Origin of the sequence: Paenibacillus agricola (assembly GCF_011440305.1) — a bacterium.
GTDB lineage: Bacteria > Bacillota > Bacilli > Paenibacillales > NBRC-103111 > Paenibacillus_S > Paenibacillus_S agricola.
Window position 1 is genome coordinate 199,668 of record NZ_JAAOIW010000005.1, and the last position, 16,275, is coordinate 215,942.

Below are 16,275 nucleotides of genomic sequence, written 5' to 3' on the forward strand. Positions count from 1 at the left end.
CAATATATGAGAAGGTGATCACTGATATTGTTCATATAGCTGCTGAATAATCGGCGAAGGCTGCAAGCCGAGTTCTTGTAGCAGCAATTGTGTATAGTGCTCATAATAGTTATGGAGGGACTGTCGATCTCCCATGGCTCCGAGTATATTCAGCAGCAGCAGATTTGACTCTTCTTCAAATTCATTACGGGATACAATTCTTCTCGCAATTTGTGCTGCTTCTCTAAATCGCTTACGAGCTAGAAACCAGCTCGCCAGACGCTTGGCAAAGGAATCGTATATGATCGCTAACCGCTCACGTTCCACAATTACCCACACATAAGTTTTATCTTCGAACAGCTGGCCGGTAAACCTTTTCTCCAACGCAATAGCCGCCGCCTCATTTACTGCGTTAATTTCGGATAATTCCTCCACAGCCCGCTCAAATTGAATAAAATCGGCATTTATCTGATCCAAATCAACACGGTATTGTTCTTGCCCTGAAATAACCGTATCCTCGAATCCATGTAGTGACAACACTTTCCTAAGCTGATAGACCGCCGTATTGAGATACACTTCCGCATTCTTAAGAGACATCTCCGGGAAAATGTCCTCCAAAATTCGGGTTTTGGCTACACTTCGACTTCGATTAACGAGCAAATATGCAAAGAGCTCCATACTTTTTTTGGAAATCCATTTTATGACACCCGTTTGCTCGCTGCTCGCCTCGAAGCAACCCAGTCCCCGAACCGTCAGTCGATTAGGTGTGAGGGCACCTGCATCACCAGAAGAAGCGCTATTTCTGCTAACCGCTCGATTGATAGTCTGGGCCAGGCGCTTTCTGGAAATCGGCTTAACCATGTAGTCGAGTGGATATACGTCGTAAGCTTGAATCGCGAATTCTGCATGGGAGGTTGTAAACACGATGTCAAGTCCAGCACGAATCGAACGCAAGCTGCGAGCCAGCTCTAAACCATCGTCCTCAGCGATCTGGATGTCCAGGAAGGCGAGGTCCACGTCCCTGACCCGAACGAAGTCTAGCGCCTCTGCCGCATTCTGGAAGCTTCCAACAAGCTCCACGCCTTCTATCCTGGACAGCAGCCGCTTCATAGCCAATAGCATGGCTGGCTCATCATCAACTAGGAGAACTTTCATCACTCTGTTCCGCCTCTCATGGTGAAGTGAAATACGCTTCCTTGCCCTGCTTTACTTTCCCCCCATAAACTTCCGCCGCTTAGTTGTACGAACTGCCGGCTTACGAGCAGCCCGAGTCCAGCCCCCTTCTCTCCCAAGGTGCCTGCCATTGAGTTGAGCTGCTTCTCTTCAAATAGCTGACGAACCTGCTCCTCTTCCATACCCACTCCGTTATCACGGATGGAAACGACCACCATGTCCCCCGATAACTGGGCATGTATATGGACGGAACCCCCCAGTCCAGTAAATTTGATGGCGTTGGTTAACAAATTACGAATAATTAATCCAAGCGCTTCCCGGTCAGCATACACACGAGTGCCTAAGGCAATCGTATTATTCACGCTTATATGTTTGGCCTCACTTTTAATATGCAGCAAATGACAACAATCCTCAACAACCTCAGACAGCTCCAGTGACTGTGGACGAAGCACCATGTCTTCCCGCTGGCTGCGAAACCACTCTAACAAATTAGTAGCCATTCCGAGTGTATTACGAATCTGGCCACCTAACATCTCAATGACTTCCAGATGGTCCTTACTGAAACTGTCTCTATCTTCTTCCAGCAACTCAATTAGTTGAAACTGCAACGCCAGTGGACTACGAATATCATGCGACACGATTGTAAACAGTTGATCCTTCAACTGGCCCAGGTGGGCAATCTGCTCCAGATGCCGTTGCTTCTCCGTAATATCAAAAATAAGAGAAATGCTGCCCTGTCCCTGCTTACCCAGTATATGTAACGGATATACGTTCACATTGTAGACTTTTCTTTCTCCATCCAGCCAAGCGTCAATCTCCACACGTCCCTGTTCCATTGACTTGCATAACTTATGCCACTCCGGCCAAGATGCCAATAATTCGGTTATACTCCGACCATAAATAGATGGATATCCTATCTCTGAAAACCACTGGGAGGCTTGTTTATTGCTGTCGATAATCTTTCCTGAAGCATTCGCTATCACAATACTTTCCTGAAGTGTATCGAGCACAATATTCCTAGCAATCGGAATCGTAGCGAAAAACTTAATCCGCAGTATAATCACAAGCATTAACATACCTGTAAACCCACAGTAAACCGACAACGGAAGCAACCAGGTCGACCATTCGGGTTTCACAGATTTCATTATCTCAAAAACAAGCGGCAATGAGGACAGACCCAGAACCCACATTCCCGGCTTACGAAAATCGGTACGGATATTGCGTACATACTGAAATAGAAAATAGATACATACAGCCAGACTACTATAACAAATGACAATGAACGTGGTGGAATAGACGGTTCTCGTCGTTACTAAATGGCCGTTATAGAGCTCGATCGTGCGATAGGTCAAATGAAGTTCAGGATCGAACCACATAAGCAGCGACCAGAGCGCGATCACCACGAACAACATGATCTTCCATCGCGCCCTTACTATCTTGCCACTACCGATCAATTCATGTACGGACAAAATGAAGAAAGGCACTATAAAATTAAGCGCCGTATACTGAACATTGCGAAAAATCAGCTTCTCCATTAATAAATAGCTGCTTTTCTCCAGAATGACCGCGCTTGAGTAAATAATCCTGCACACGATCACGCCGATAAAATAACTTACTCCACGTTCTTTTCTAAACCTGTATATAAAGAAAAATATGATGCCCGTCATGATCAGTGAAGCAATCATAAAGACAAGTTCTACGGTGGAATTCATCAGGCAGACCCTTTATGTTTGACATAAAAATAATTGAGCTCTTCGTATCTCTCAATATAGTATACGAAACCATAGATTGCAAGATATGTCATTTCAGATTTCGACAATAAAACCTAAAAAAAACTGGCCCGTGATGTCATTGAGAATGACGTTCAGGCCAGCCGGAATCTATGCTTTATAGCGTTGTTTGGGAGTGTTTTTTCACATAATGATTACTCAGCCGTGTCCGGAAACACATCATTTAATGCTGACACCCTCAACTCGGCTAACGCTACCTTCTTGCCCAGCGGGTCGCTGATCCGCACCGTCGCTTGCTCACCCGGCAGCAAATCGAAGAAGTTGTCGCTAAAGCGGATATTGCCTTGCGGCAGATCCAGCTTCACCATCCGCGCCAGCGAGCCCTGCGCCGTAATCGTGACGGACTGCTCATCGGCGTCCACCTCGACCTGCAAGGCTGTTGCAGGCATGCGTAGGTCCTTTTGGTCGCGTAGGTAGTAGAGGTTGTCCGGGGCTTCCCAGCCTACGGCTGTAAGCCTGACAACGACCTCTTCCGCCGCTCTGCCCTGTAGCACCTCGGCCTCGGTCAAGCTACCTAGCTTAATAGCACCATTGCTCGGCACTTCCGCAGCCAATAATGTTGTATATATTTCATTGCCGGTGAAATCATAGACGGTAAGCTTCACTTCGCCTCTGTACGATTCCACACGGTCATTAACGACCCATACATCCAGCGATTGCCCCGGCTCATGATCGATAGAGAGCAGCAGCGGATGGTAAAATTTCTTCGCGTAATAGAACGATGCCTTCGGCAGCAGCTCGTAATCGATCAGCGACCAGCTTGTCCCTGGCCAGCTATCATTATGCTGCCATACCAATGAGCCGCTAATCCGCTGCTTATTGCGGCGGTAATGCTCGATGCCGTATTTGAGGCCTTCGGCTTGCGTCAGCATCGAGAAGTTCATGTATTCCTCGATATTTTGCGGAATGCCGGTATAGCCCTCCATCAAGAGGATGCCCTTCTGGTGGTTCGTGTCCTTGTTTCGGTAAGCCATTTCGACGCTGCCCCAATAAAATTGCCCAGCCGGAATATTTTTCTCTAGCGTGTAACGGTTCGCGGAAGCATGCATGCCGAATTCACTGCTGAACAGGGTGAAGTCTTTTTTATAATTTTTGAACGTTACGCCTTCAATACTGTAATCGAGCAGCGGAACATCGCCGAATTTACGCGGATAAACGGAGCCATGCCACACCTGCCAGTTATGACGGTCCCCCACATCAGGATCATTGGCATCGTTGCCGCCATAAGGTGATGAAGGCCAGTAGGCGCGGCTTGTATCGAACTGCTCCAGCACCTCAGGAATCAGCTCGTGGTAAATCTTTTCTCCATAGAAAGGACTTGTAATATCGCCGGCAGCCGACTTCATATCATAGAGCCAATCGATTTCATTATTGCCGCACCATAGCGCCAGGGAAGCATAATTACGCAATCTTTTGACTGCATAAACGACTTCGTCGCGCACATTATTCATAAAGTTCCGGTTAAATTCAGGGAACAACGCATTGGCAAAAGCAAAATCCTGCCATACCAGCACACCGCGGCGGTCGCATTCCTCATAAAATACATCCTTCTCATAAATCCCGCCCGCCCAAACACGCAGCATATTCATATTGGAATCGACAGAAAGGGCAATCAGGTCGCGGTATCGCTGGTCCGGAATCGCACCGATAAAGTTATCGGCAGGAATCCAGTTCGAGCCTTTGGCAAACAGCTTCACGCCATTAATCACAAAAGCAAACGAATGCTGATCTTGCGCATCCTTTAGTTGCAGTTCAATCGTCCGGATTCCAAACGGCTTGCGATAAGTATCGACCTGCTCGTCATTGGCTATCAGCGTAACCTCAATCTCATACAAATAAGGCTCGCCCAAATCATGAGTCCACCATAGCTGTGGCGAAAGTACCACCATTTCAACCGAGCCTGTCAGGTTGTCGATTGGCAGCTGCTCGGATTCAATGATTAGCCCGTCCTTGGAGAGCAGCTTCACTTCGCATACCAGATCCTGATCCTTGGCAAAGGAGGTGACTTGCAGATCAATGTTGATGACAGCTTCGGATTCATCCACCGATACCGTGTGGGCGAAAACCGATTCCAGCTTGGCCATCCGGTGGCTTTCCAGCCTGACTTTGCCCCAAATACCGACGGTCACCATCCGCGGACCCCAATCCCAGCCAAAATTCATTGCCGCTTTACGCAGCCATGGACGCTCCTTCGTATAAGAGGACCATTGAAACTGCTCCTTGTCACGGTTGTGCAAATATAAAGGGTCGAATTTCACGGCGATGCTGTTTTTACCATTATTCACAATTTTCGTCACATCGAACGTGTGAGCCATCAGCATATTGTCGGTCGTCCCGATTTCCAGCCCATTTACATAAATCGTCGCAAAGGTGTCCAAGCCTTCGAACACCAGCTCATGCTTATGCCCGCTGCCTTCTTGCTTCACAAAATCGAATTGTGTCCGGTACCACCATTCTTTTTGCTCAATCCAGAGGCTTTTCGCGTCATTATGTCCGAAATACGGATTCTCTATAATATTTCTTTCGATAAGTGCCGAATGCACATCTCCGGGCACCTGCGCTGTAATCCAAAAACGATCATCCAGGTAAGCCGAAGCCACCTCCATTGGGCGCTTTTGCCCCACATCAAAATGCTGAATTCTCCAAACGCCTGTCAACTCCATGTATGTCCCTCTTCTCTCATCATTCATCCAACTTCTCTCATTATTCATCCAACACAGCTTGTGTATCTATTCGGGTTAGCTGACGATGGTCTGTTCGTTAGGATGATCCTGCCGCTTCGCGGAATTCACTTGGTGTTTTTCCCGTATACTTTTTAAAAATTTGGCTGAAATATTTGACATCCTCATAACCAACCGCATAAGCGACCTCGCTGATTTTTGCCGGTGAGATCGTCAATATTTCCATTGCTCGTTGAATTTTTTGCTTAGTGACGTAATCGCCAAAGGTGACGCCCACTTCTTTTTTGAAAACCTCGCTTAAATGGTTCGGATGCAAATGCACATGCTTGGCCACCTGCTGAAGCCCTACATCGCTGCCCAAATGCTCCTCAATATAAGCCATCGCCTTTTGCGCATGCGTCGCCTGTCCCTCGCCCAACCGGTTATGATACAGCTTCATCACCGCATATAAATGCTGAAACAACGTATCCTTAGGCGTGACGGTGAGCTTGAGCTGCACATGCGCAGGGCGGTCGTCCACCACACTTTCGCGTCCAGTAGCTGCCACTACCCGCTCCAGCCAGCGATGTGCCGAAATAGCGACGGAATGGAGCAAAGCCTCCAGCGATTCGATGGTCACCTCGGGATCCTCCATCTGCACCTGGATAAACCGCTGCACCCAGCTTTTGAGCGCTACCGTATCATCCTCCAGCAAAATCGAGGAAAGCTCGATTTCTTCATCATGCGTACTGAACGTTTTACCGCCCTTTCTTTTCCCAATATCCTCATATTTCCATATACTCTCGTTGATAAGCAATTTATAACCAAATGCTTCGCTCGCTGCTGCATAGGATTCATGGAGTTGATCAGGCTGCTGCACGGCCGTACCAAAGGCGGCAAAAAGCTTGCACTTTAGCAAGCGCTCCACCTTCTGGAAAATAAACCGCAAATGCGACATCCCGTTCTCGCTGCTGCTACCCAGCCGAATGGCTGCGACAATCCGCTTCTTTTCCAACAGGGATTCACAGTTCATCAAATCCTGCAGCATATTGTCCACGGCAAAAAGCAGCAAAGAAGATGAGGAGGGTGACTCCTCCCAGCCTTCCGCTGACACAATAAATATTTGCAAATCACCGCCTGCTGCTTCGTGCTCCCCGAATAATGCCGGGAAATAGGTGGCAAGCAGAGGCATATCGAATTTCTCGGCCTCACCGTCCGTAATTAGCCGCTCGAACATCCGGTTGCGTGCCTCTTTATATTTAAAATGATCCTGGCTATGCGCCGCCCATTTCTCTTCAATTCGTTGCCTGGCCTTCAGCACGGTTTTGATGATTTCCTCCGGCCTGCTTGTTTTCAACAAATAATCACTGACGCCTTGGCGAATGGCCTGCTGGGTGTACATAAAATCATCATAGCCCGAGAGCACAATAACCTCAAGATCTGGCAGAATACGAATTGCTTCCTCAGCCAGCTGTAGCCCGGTCTTCCCTGTCATCCGAATATCAGTCAATAGTATGTTAGGGCGCTCCAGCGGGATTCGCCCAATTGCTTCCTCTGCCGACGCGGCAGGCTCCAGCAGCTCCATGCCCAGCTCATCCCACTTGATAACCTTCGCTAATCCTGTTCTAATAATAACCTCGTCATCCACGATCATGATTCTCATGTTGGCCCTCCAAAATAGGAATGGAGAATGAGACTCGGGTACCGGCATTAGGCCTGCTTTCGATGATTAAGCCGGCATCATTGCCATAATGAAGCTGCAGCCGTTCATTTACATTTCTCAAGCCGTAATTAGCGTCGGTTGTATACTGCTCACCGCCTTGTGGGTTCAAGTTTCTTCGGATTGCCTGTAATTGCTCATTTGTCATCCCTACTCCATCATCCAGTACGAGAAAGCTTATTCGGCTTGCTTTTTGCTCTACGTACACCGTTATCATCCCCTTTCCCTCTTTTTTCTGGATCCCGTGAATCATTGCATTCTCTACCAGCGGCTGAAGCAACAGTTTGAGCATGTACTTGTCCTGCAGGTCGGGGTCCACAACCATATCCAAATCAAATTTATCTGGGTAGCGAATCGATTGCACTTGTGTGTAATTTTTGATATGAGCCAATTCCTGATGGACAGGGCAAAATTCATTTCCCTTGTTTAGGCTAAATCGCAAAAAATCACTTAAGGAGCCCACCATATCGGCAATTCGCTTTTCATCATTCATTAAAGCAATCCAGTGAATCGAAGATAACGTATTATATAGAAAATGCGGATTAATTTGGGCTTGAAGTGCCCTCATATCCGCTTCCTTCTTATGCGCTTCGTTACGAATCACTTGCACCTTAAGTTTCTCAATGTGATTGCCCAGCATATTATAGCTCTCCCCCAGCTTGCCGATCTCATCGGATGAAGCTACGGAATACAACGGCAGCGGCTCTTCTGGATTCACTTTTGTTAATAATCTTGTCAACACGCGTAATGGGTTGGTAACCCGCTGGATCAGGAATAAGATCAAGCCTACTGTAGCAATGATGGAAACAGCAACCGCCACACCTGTTAGCAACAATATATAGCGGTTCTGCGCACTATACAAGTCAAAGGGAATAACACCTACAAGCTTCCATTTTACAATAGGCTCACGAAAATAGAGAATCGTTTTTTTTGTTGCCCCTTCACCATGGTTCATAACGCCGAATAAATCCGGCTTCATCGCAGCCAGCATACCCGGAAGCAGCGAATCGAAGGGCTGGGAGAGCCAGCCTTTATTCGTCGCCGAGAGCACGATGCCTTGCTCGTTAAGCAGCGCGACCTCGCCTTGCCCCTCACCCAACTTGGGCTCCGACCAATATTTCGAAATCGCCTTTTCATCAATCGAAATCGTCAGCCAGCCCAAATTACGATAGTTATCCACGCTGCGTAGAGGGCGAATAAACGAGATTACATTTTGCTTCCCTGCATAATTTTCCACCGTATATAAGGTAGTCCACAATTTCCCTGACACTTCACGAATATTAATCATCTTGTCCAGATCGGACTGGTACAGATTCGTTGTCGATAAAGGAGGATTCGAGTTGGCCGGAACAATCGTAATATTGGAAATATATTCCTTTGATGCAATTAGGTTGGTCATAAAGCTGAGAATGCGTGTCTGGTTGCCCACATCCTCTTCAAGTGCATTCACATATTGCTGGATATTGCTCTGCCCGATCATAAAGATGGACATATTCTCAACATCCTTAATAATAAAACGAAGATTTGCGTCCATCTGGCGCAGGGTGTCGATGCCCGCTTGCTCCGTCTTTTCCTCGGTGATCTTGGAGGAGATAACGAAAGCAAACCCGCCAAGAAACAATAGCGGGATTAACGAAATAACCAGCATCATAAGTGTCAGCTTGCGCCGTAAAGATTGTCCCATCCATCGCCAAACTGACATCGAATATAGCCCCCTGCAACCTACATGATTCTTTTTTTCTTAACCTTTTACCGCCCCTGCCGTCATGCCTTTCATCACCTGCTCCTGGAACAGCAGATACACAAGAATGGTCGGGATTACCGCGATCGTCATCGCCGCCAAGGTCAGGCTGTAATCTGTTTGAAAGCCATCTGCGAATGTCGCAATGCTCAGCGGGAGCGTTTTTAAAGTCGATTTACTAATAAACACAAGCGCGAAGGAAAAGTCATTCCAAAAATGCAAGAAGCTTAAAATCGTCACTGTGGAAAGCGCAGGCGTCGAGATCGGCAGCATAATTCGCAAAAACACGCCCCATAAGCCCGTTCCATCGATAAACGCCGCTTCTTCAATTTCTTTAGGAACAGAAGATAAGTAGGCGACAAGCACGAAGATTGCAGTAGGCAAGGCAAAGGCTGTATAAGGCAATATTAACGCCCAGTACGTATTTAACAGCGACAGCTGCTTCATTAGAATAAACAAGGGTACTAAGGTGCTATGAATCGGGATCAGCATTCCAACAACGAAAAACCCAAGAATCCAGCCTTTAAATCTGAACTGCAGCCTTGCTAATATAAAAGATGCTAACGCAGATACGAATAAAGTAATAATTAAGGAAGCCATCGAAACGATGACGGAATTGACGAAAGCCGTGCCCATTTTCGAGGTTTGCCAAGCTTTGACGAAATTATCGAACTGCCAAGTCAAGGGTAGACCAAAGGGCCGATTAAGAAATTCAGCATTGGTTTTAAAGGCGCTGATGAACAGCCAGAACAAAGGGTATAACGTTAAAATACCATAAACGGCCATGAGAGTCCAAAATATCGCGCTTCTTAATTTTTTGGCGGAGAAACGTGCTTTACGTGATGAGGCTTGTGAATATGGCGCTACTGTGTTGTCCATGTTAAACACTCCTTTCCTTAAGCTTTAGATTTTCTGCTGGTCAACCATTGGCTAGTCCCAATAAAGATCAAGCTTAGCAGGATGATCGAGGTTGAAATAGCGCTCCCGTATCCATACCGATAGGAGGAGAAGGTCGAGTTATACATATAAGTGGCGAGAAGCTCTGTCGCATGGGCAGGACCACCTTTGGTCATAACGTAAACCAAGTCGAAGGATTTTAAGCTGCCTGAAATACATAAAACAATCGCTACCTGGATCGTTGTCCAAATCATCGGAAGCGTGACCGATATGATTTTGCGGGCACCTGACGCGCCATCAATTTGAGCGGCATCATGGATTTCACCGGGAATATTTTGCAAGGCCGAGATGAAAATAATTAAATACAAACCAACAAAGCTCCAGGTAAGCGGTGGAATGAGCGAGTAGATGGCGATATTGCTATCGGACAACCATTGCAGCTTCCAGCTTGCAAGCCCGAGGTAGTCAAGCAGAAAGTTAAGGATACCGATTTGCGGGTGATAAATGTATTGCCAGATCATCCCGATCACGACCGAGGACATGACCATTGGCATAAAAACCGCGGAACGCAAAAAACGCTGCAGCGCATTATTTTTGAACAGCACAATGGCTAGAATCAAAGCAAGCGGCAGTTGCCCAAACACAGAAGCGAGCACGAAAATCACATTATTTTTTAAAGCACGCCAAAATATCGTATCATGGATGACCTCAACATAGTTTTTCAGACCGATGTATTTGGCTTCGCCAATCCCTTTCCAATCAAAAAATCCGTAATAAGCCGACCAAATCACGGGCACAAAAACGAACAAGGTGTAAATCAATATCGATGGGAGCAGGCCCATTACGATAAACCGCTTTGCATTCAGCGTATTCATCTCATTCACTTCCTTTCCAAATAATTAGCCCTCCGCGTGGGAGGGCTGGTAACTAAAACGTTGTAGGTTGTTGTTATGCATGATTGATTGCTGATTGCTTATTTGCCGAGAGCGCCAGCTTGTGCATCTTGCACTTTTTTGGCAACAGATTCTGGGCTACCACCCATTAGCAAATCTTGTAGACCATTATTAATCACTTCAACTGCCGCCGAGCTCAATTTGGAATCATAAACGGGGCTAATTTTAACATTTTTCATCAGCTCATTCAGCTCCACGAACAAAGGATTTGCTTTGCTTTTATCTACATCGATTTTGTAGCTAACTAGCGTACTGCTGTCGAGCGTTGCTTTCTGTCCCTCAGGACCTGACAAAGCATAGAACAACTCCATAGCCGCAGCTTTATTGGCACCCGTTAGCTTTTTGCTTACGCCAAGGCCTGTACCTACTACACCCGCAGTGGACTGGGCTTCACCTTTACCACCATCAATTGCTGGCAATATAGCGATATGTGTAGTATCCAAAACCTCTTTAGGTGCATTGTTGACCAGATTGGCTGCTGCCCATCCGCCATCCATGAACATTGCGGCTTTGCCTTGGAAATACAGTTGCATCATTTGGTTCTCATCAATGCCGTTAAAGCCATCCTGGAACGCTTTGGATTTGCCCAAATCCTGAAGCACCGTTAGTGCTTTAATAAATTCAGGATCTGTAAATTTCGCGCCATTTTGGGCGGAAGCCTTCAAGAACCAGTCCGTCCCTGTCACACGGTCTGCGATCGTACTGAAAATGGTAGATTGCGCAACCCAGTTCGCTTTATTGCCTAATGCCATAGGAATGACATTGTTTTTGTTAAAGGTATCAATCGCTGCTTTCAGCTCGTCCCAGGTTTTGGGTGCCTTCACATTATATTTATCAAAAATCGCTTGGTTGTAATAAATAAATGAGCTTGGCGCCAAATTCATCGGTACGGAGTAAATGTTTCCATCAACTGTATAGCCATCCAATGCGTTAGGAATAAAGTTGTTCTTCCATTCCGGCTTGCTGTCCAAAAACTCGTTAACCGGCTGAAGCAGCTTGCCACTCACGAATTCCTTAGTCATCGCATCCGGCCACATAACGAACAGATCCGGCATTTCATCTGCAGCAGCTACAGTCCGTAAACGGGTTTTCAAGCCGTCTGTTGGCAGTCCTTCTGCTTCCAGCTCAATTTCGGGATGCTGGGCTTTAAAATCTTCAATAATTTTGCGCATTGCGATCCCTTTAGCATCCTGGCCTGTCCAGTTATGCCAAATCGTAACCTTTGCTTTATCTGTACTTGCCCCACCAGCCGCAGCGCCGTTACTGTCTGTTGCTTGTCCTCCGGCACAGCCTGCAAGCAGGGACGTGGAAACTAATGTAGTTAGTGCTAATTTGGAAACCTTTTTCATGATTTTTACTCTCCCCTTTCATTTCTATTGTTTATTCTACAAGTATCTTAACCACTCTGTAAGGGGAATATGATCAGCAGCAGGGTAGAATAAGATCAGATTCAGGTGCCTAGCGGTGCGGAGCCAAATAGAGACTAGGGTACTGGCTTTCAGCAGTTCCTGACAAAAAAAATCTTCACTCCCTCCAATAAGGTGGGATTAAAGATTCACTTTTCCTTAACATTTTACGGAACAATCGCTTTAAACCATTTTCCCAACAGCTGGCAAATATCGCTCAGCTTATTCTCCTTTTTCATTTCGGGTTCGCTTAATGCCGAATTCCTGTTTTGCCCCTGTAAATAGGGCTGAAGGATTGGAGCCAACCGGTTCGCAACGTTTAGGTGACCCCTATCCGAGGGATGCACACCATCCAAATAGTCTGGTGATGGAAAGGCGCGCAGCCAGCCTGTTGTGTCGATATAATGAAGCTTGGCATCCCCGGCCACAATCCGGCTGTTGACAGCGGCTAATGTAGGCTCAGCTTGGTAGCCCCCAAAAGTACGGAGCACAAAAATTGAAGCTAAAGGATACTTTTCGCGAATTTCGGCTAAAAAATCCGTGTATGTGCTTTGAAAATCTGCATTGGACACATGAAAGGTGGAGTCGTTGGTTCCAAGATTAATAACGACAGCAGAAGGCTGCCGCTTCTCCAATTTGTTGAAATTCCACTCTGGCGAATCAGAATAAGCTACCGTTTTCAATTTGAAAAATTGCTTACTCATCCCGATCAAGTTCGTGCTATAACAGGCAATTTGATCCACCAAACAAATACCTGTATAAGCGATTTGAGTATGCTCGGCATTTAATTGCTCGGCTGTCAGCCAAGCATAGGAAGACAGGGCAACATCTGTTGTTTCATAGCCTACCGTGATGGAGTCTCCTATAAACTCAATCAATGGATCATGGATGGTAGGAGCCTGGGTTGCCGCCCCGCTATCCAAGATAAGACCTTTAAGTGGGATCACATCCCCTATATCTCTAGAGGCAACTGTTAAAGTGTGGCTGCCTGAAGTAAGAGGTAATGGTGTCAGATTGACCACCCCACTTGCTTTGGGGTACAGGTTGTAGCTACCATTGTCAATTTTCACATAGATGTTAACAGGAGCGGCTAATTGGAGTTGGGCGGTGGTTCCGGTAAATCCCACTTTGAAATAAGCACCAGGCCAATAGCTATTGAAAACGGGTTTTGTTTTTTCCCATCTTCCAAAATATTGGATATGGGGATCGGTAGGTGAGACTACCGTAGCTTCCGTGGCTTTCGTAGCATAAGTGTAAGGTGCAAAAGACCCTAGAAGAGCAAATAAAATCCCCAACATTCCAATCCCTAGTACAAGCTTCCTGATCCTCGAAAACCACATCGCTTTGATCAACCTCCTAGCAGCTTACTTGCACGACTTCCCTCAACTTGAGCCTCATTTGCTTCAACTCGATTCACATCTATATGATATCCCTGCTTTTTATCTAAGCCAGTCTCATCAAGCTGCACTTGACCTATCTGTCTGTCCAGCCATTGCACCATATCGCTCGTTACCTGCTCACGATTGGTTTCATTCAGCATCTCATGCCTTCCACCTGGGTAGAGCTTAAAATCAACATGCTCCAGACCTAGCCTGTTATACATGCCCAATAGCTGGCGAACGCCCTTACCCATTTGTCCGACGGGATCACGGTCTCCTCCAAATATAAGGACTGGCTGCTTTTTCGAGATTTGGTCCATATGCTGTGGGCGATGAATATCGAGAAGGCCACGGAAAAAATCCCTAAAAAATCCTGCCGTAAAGATGCCGCCACAATACGGATCCGCTATGTAGAGATCCACCTCCGCCTCATCGCGGCTGATCCAGTCACTGACCGTTCGCGTAGGCTTAAAAGCTTTATTATAGCTGCCAAAAGTCAGCAGCATAAGCAGCGGGCTCCGGTGATCAATGCCTCTCCATGATACCAACATGCTGGCAATCAGAATTCCCACCCGCAGCATAGGTGATTGCTTTCCATTGGTTCCAGAAAGGATAACCCCTTCCACCTTACTGCTATACTTGTACATATATTGCTGCGTTAGGAAGGAACCCATACTATGCCCCAATAAATAAATGGGTATGCCCGGATGGCTCGCTGCTATCTGGTCAGTTAATTGAGCCATTGTATCGGTCATTTTATTGAAGGCATCTGAGCCTGTTTTCCCGACCTGCTCAGGAGCTCCAGCCGTCAAGCCATGACCCCTGTGGTCATTGGCATAGACTTCATAGCCAGCTCTTATCAACACCTTGGCCAACCGTTCATAACGGCCCGCGTGCTCCCCCATCCCATGGGCAATTTGGATAATCGCCCGGGGCTTCTGCTGCTGCATTGAGCGCCAATGATACACGAATATATCCAACTGATCGGCATCTAAAAAAGTGAATGTTTCTGTATCCATAAGCTGCCCTCCTAAGAGTTTTCGTAGAAAACTTACTTCGTAAGCTTCCCAGAATGATCCACATTAACCCCATAAACAACATTACAATGTCCAAAATCTATCCTTTCCATTCCAGACGGCTTGACTCTTGCGACGACCACTTCCAGCTTTGTTTAGTTTACAATAAAAAAGCCCTTAATCCCATCTCTGGAAAAAGGCTTTGTTGGTTAGCAGTTGGCATAAAAGCTCTCAGTTATATAGCTCCCTCACCAGAAGTATCAAGCATATCCATACAGGTATGCTCAGTAAAACCCCCATAAAAATCCCCTTAAATGATCTTACTGCATCATCCATAGAGCCACCTCCGCTGGTTACAAAGCCATACCCTCACAGTACCATCTATCTAATTAAAATGTGCTCGATTCCTGTAGGATAAATATCGTTTTTATTGTCGAACCTTTAAAGTGATCTTCTATCAAAATTACTGATTTGTCATAAAGCGGCGATCATGATACCGTTAATAACATATTATATGCATAGGAAAATAAGGATTTAAACAATTGGAGGCTTGGATCCATGACTCATATCGCAAAAAGCTTAACCGATCTTATTGGCAATACGCCGCTGCTCGAGCTTGTCAATTACAATACACATAATCAACTCGAAGCCAGCATTATCGCTAAGCTGGAATACCTTAACCCTGCAGGCAGCGTTAAGGATCGAATCGGGCATGCGATGATCAAAGCTGCCGAGGAGCAAGGGCTGCTTGGTCCGGACTCGGTTATCATTGAGGCAACCAGCGGCAATGCCGGAATTGCCTTGGCTTTTGTTGCCGCTGCCAAGGGCTATAGGCTCATTATTGCGTTGCCGGAGACATTCAGCTTGGAGCGCAGAAATCTGCTGCAAGCGCTTGGTGCCGAATTAGTGCTGACTCCGGGCTCGGAGGGGATGCCGGGCGCAATGAGAAAAGCCGTGGAGCTTGCGGCAGAGATTCCCGGCTCCTTCATGCCACAACAATTCGATAATCCAGCCAATCCGGAGATTCATCGGCAAACGACAGCAGCAGAGATATGGCGGGATACCGATGGTGCAGTCGATATTTTCGTCTGCGGTGTAGGGACGGGAGGAACGGTTACTGGCGTTGGCGAGGTTCTCAAGCAAAGAAAACCATCGGTTCAAATCGTGGCCGTGGAGCCATTTGACTCCCCTGTCCTCTCGGGAGGCAACCGCGGTGTGCATAAGCTGCAAGGGCTTGGAGCCGGCTTTGTACCCTCCATTTATAATCAAGCGATAGTCGACGAAATTTATCAAGTGAAAAGCGAAGAGGCATTTGAAGCCGCAAGATTAGTCGCCCGGACGGAAGGCTTGGTCGTAGGCATTTCTTCTGGAGCCGCCCTGTTCGCTGCAACCCAGCTCGCCAAACGTATTGAGAATAAAGGCAAAAGCATCATCGTTTTGCTCCCAGATTCTGGAGAGCGCTATTTATCCACGAATCTTTTTGGGTAAAAGATATCGGAGCCTTAAGACGGCTCCTCGCAAGCTTTTGCAATATCTGATAGGATGAATAAAAAATCATGCT

The 16,275-nt window shown here is 46.7% G+C and carries 11 protein-coding genes; 1 reads left to right on the forward strand and 10 read right to left on the reverse strand.

Features of this window, described 5'->3' with window-relative positions:
• Positions 1-18: 18 nt before the first annotated feature.
• From G9U52_RS15890 to G9U52_RS15935, 10 genes are all read right to left on the reverse strand, one after another.
• A complete protein-coding gene (locus G9U52_RS15890) occupies positions 19-1,134 on the reverse strand; it encodes a response regulator (RefSeq protein WP_166151253.1) in 1,116 nt (371 codons plus the stop codon).
• Positions 1,134-2,864, reverse strand: coding sequence for a sensor histidine kinase (locus G9U52_RS15895; RefSeq protein WP_166151255.1), 1,731 nt, complete (start codon positions 2,862-2,864; stop codon positions 1,134-1,136). Before G9U52_RS15895 ends, G9U52_RS15890 begins: the two co-directional genes overlap by 1 nt.
• A 212-nt stretch (positions 2,865-3,076) precedes the next feature.
• Complete coding sequence (locus tag G9U52_RS15900; RefSeq protein WP_166151257.1) at positions 3,077-5,605, reverse strand: beta-mannosidase; 2,529 nt, start codon at positions 5,603-5,605, stop codon at positions 3,077-3,079.
• Between the two features lie 97 nt (positions 5,606-5,702).
• Positions 5,703-7,265 carry a helix-turn-helix domain-containing protein gene (locus G9U52_RS15905; RefSeq protein ID WP_166151259.1) on the reverse strand — a complete coding sequence of 521 codons (1,563 nt, stop codon included), beginning with the start codon at positions 7,263-7,265 and terminating at the stop codon, positions 5,703-5,705.
• Positions 7,243-9,024: a cache domain-containing sensor histidine kinase gene (locus tag G9U52_RS15910; protein ID WP_166151261.1), complete on the reverse strand. Its 1,782-nt coding sequence runs from the start codon at positions 9,022-9,024 to the stop codon at positions 7,243-7,245. The genes G9U52_RS15905 and G9U52_RS15910 overlap by 23 nt, the downstream gene beginning before the upstream one ends.
• A 39-nt stretch (positions 9,025-9,063) precedes the next feature.
• The gene (locus G9U52_RS15915; protein WP_166151262.1) at positions 9,064-9,942 is read right to left on the reverse strand and encodes a carbohydrate ABC transporter permease; all 879 of its coding nucleotides are present in this window, start codon (positions 9,940-9,942) and stop codon (positions 9,064-9,066) included.
• 17 nt (positions 9,943-9,959) lie between these two features.
• Complete coding sequence (locus G9U52_RS15920; protein ID WP_166151263.1) at positions 9,960-10,835, reverse strand: carbohydrate ABC transporter permease; 876 nt, start codon at positions 10,833-10,835, stop codon at positions 9,960-9,962.
• Between the two features lie 98 nt (positions 10,836-10,933).
• On the reverse strand, positions 10,934-12,262 hold the full coding sequence (locus G9U52_RS15925; RefSeq protein ID WP_166151264.1) for an extracellular solute-binding protein: 1,329 nt from the start codon (positions 12,260-12,262) through the stop codon (positions 10,934-10,936).
• Between the two features lie 224 nt (positions 12,263-12,486).
• Complete coding sequence (locus G9U52_RS15930) at positions 12,487-13,659, reverse strand: SGNH/GDSL hydrolase family protein (protein ID WP_166151265.1); 1,173 nt, start codon at positions 13,657-13,659, stop codon at positions 12,487-12,489.
• A gap of 8 nt (positions 13,660-13,667) precedes the next feature.
• A complete protein-coding gene (locus G9U52_RS15935; protein WP_166151266.1) occupies positions 13,668-14,717 on the reverse strand; it encodes an alpha/beta hydrolase in 1,050 nt (349 codons plus the stop codon).
• 555 nt (positions 14,718-15,272) lie between these two features.
• On the opposite strand from G9U52_RS15935, the gene cysK reads away from it, so the two are divergent.
• Entirely contained in the window at positions 15,273-16,202 is a 930-nt protein-coding gene (cysK, locus tag G9U52_RS15940) for a cysteine synthase A (protein ID WP_166151267.1), read from the forward strand.
• Positions 16,203-16,275: the final 73 nt, after the last annotated feature.

Bases quoted from the DNA above. Each gene is read 5' to 3' on its own strand.
- G9U52_RS15890 (WP_166151253.1), bottom strand. From the start codon at position 1,134: ATGAAAGTTCTCCTAGTTGATGATGAGCCAGCCATGCTATTGGCTATG.
- G9U52_RS15895 (WP_166151255.1), bottom strand. From the start codon at position 2,864: ATGAATTCCACCGTAGAACTTGTCTTTATGATTGCTTCACTGATCATG.
- G9U52_RS15900 (WP_166151257.1), bottom strand. From the start codon at position 5,605: ATGGAGTTGACAGGCGTTTGGAGAATTCAGCATTTTGATGTGGGGCAA.
- G9U52_RS15905 (WP_166151259.1), bottom strand. From the start codon at position 7,265: ATGAGAATCATGATCGTGGATGACGAGGTTATTATTAGAACAGGATTA.
- G9U52_RS15910 (WP_166151261.1), bottom strand. From the start codon at position 9,024: ATGTCAGTTTGGCGATGGATGGGACAATCTTTACGGCGCAAGCTGACA.
- G9U52_RS15915 (WP_166151262.1), bottom strand. From the start codon at position 9,942: ATGGACAACACAGTAGCGCCATATTCACAAGCCTCATCACGTAAAGCA.
- G9U52_RS15920 (WP_166151263.1), bottom strand. From the start codon at position 10,835: ATGAATACGCTGAATGCAAAGCGGTTTATCGTAATGGGCCTGCTCCCA.
- G9U52_RS15925 (WP_166151264.1), bottom strand. From the start codon at position 12,262: ATGAAAAAGGTTTCCAAATTAGCACTAACTACATTAGTTTCCACGTCC.
- G9U52_RS15930 (WP_166151265.1), bottom strand. From the start codon at position 13,659: ATGTGGTTTTCGAGGATCAGGAAGCTTGTACTAGGGATTGGAATGTTG.
- G9U52_RS15935 (WP_166151266.1), bottom strand. From the start codon at position 14,717: ATGGATACAGAAACATTCACTTTTTTAGATGCCGATCAGTTGGATATA.
- cysK (WP_166151267.1), top strand. From the start codon at position 15,273: ATGACTCATATCGCAAAAAGCTTAACCGATCTTATTGGCAATACGCCG.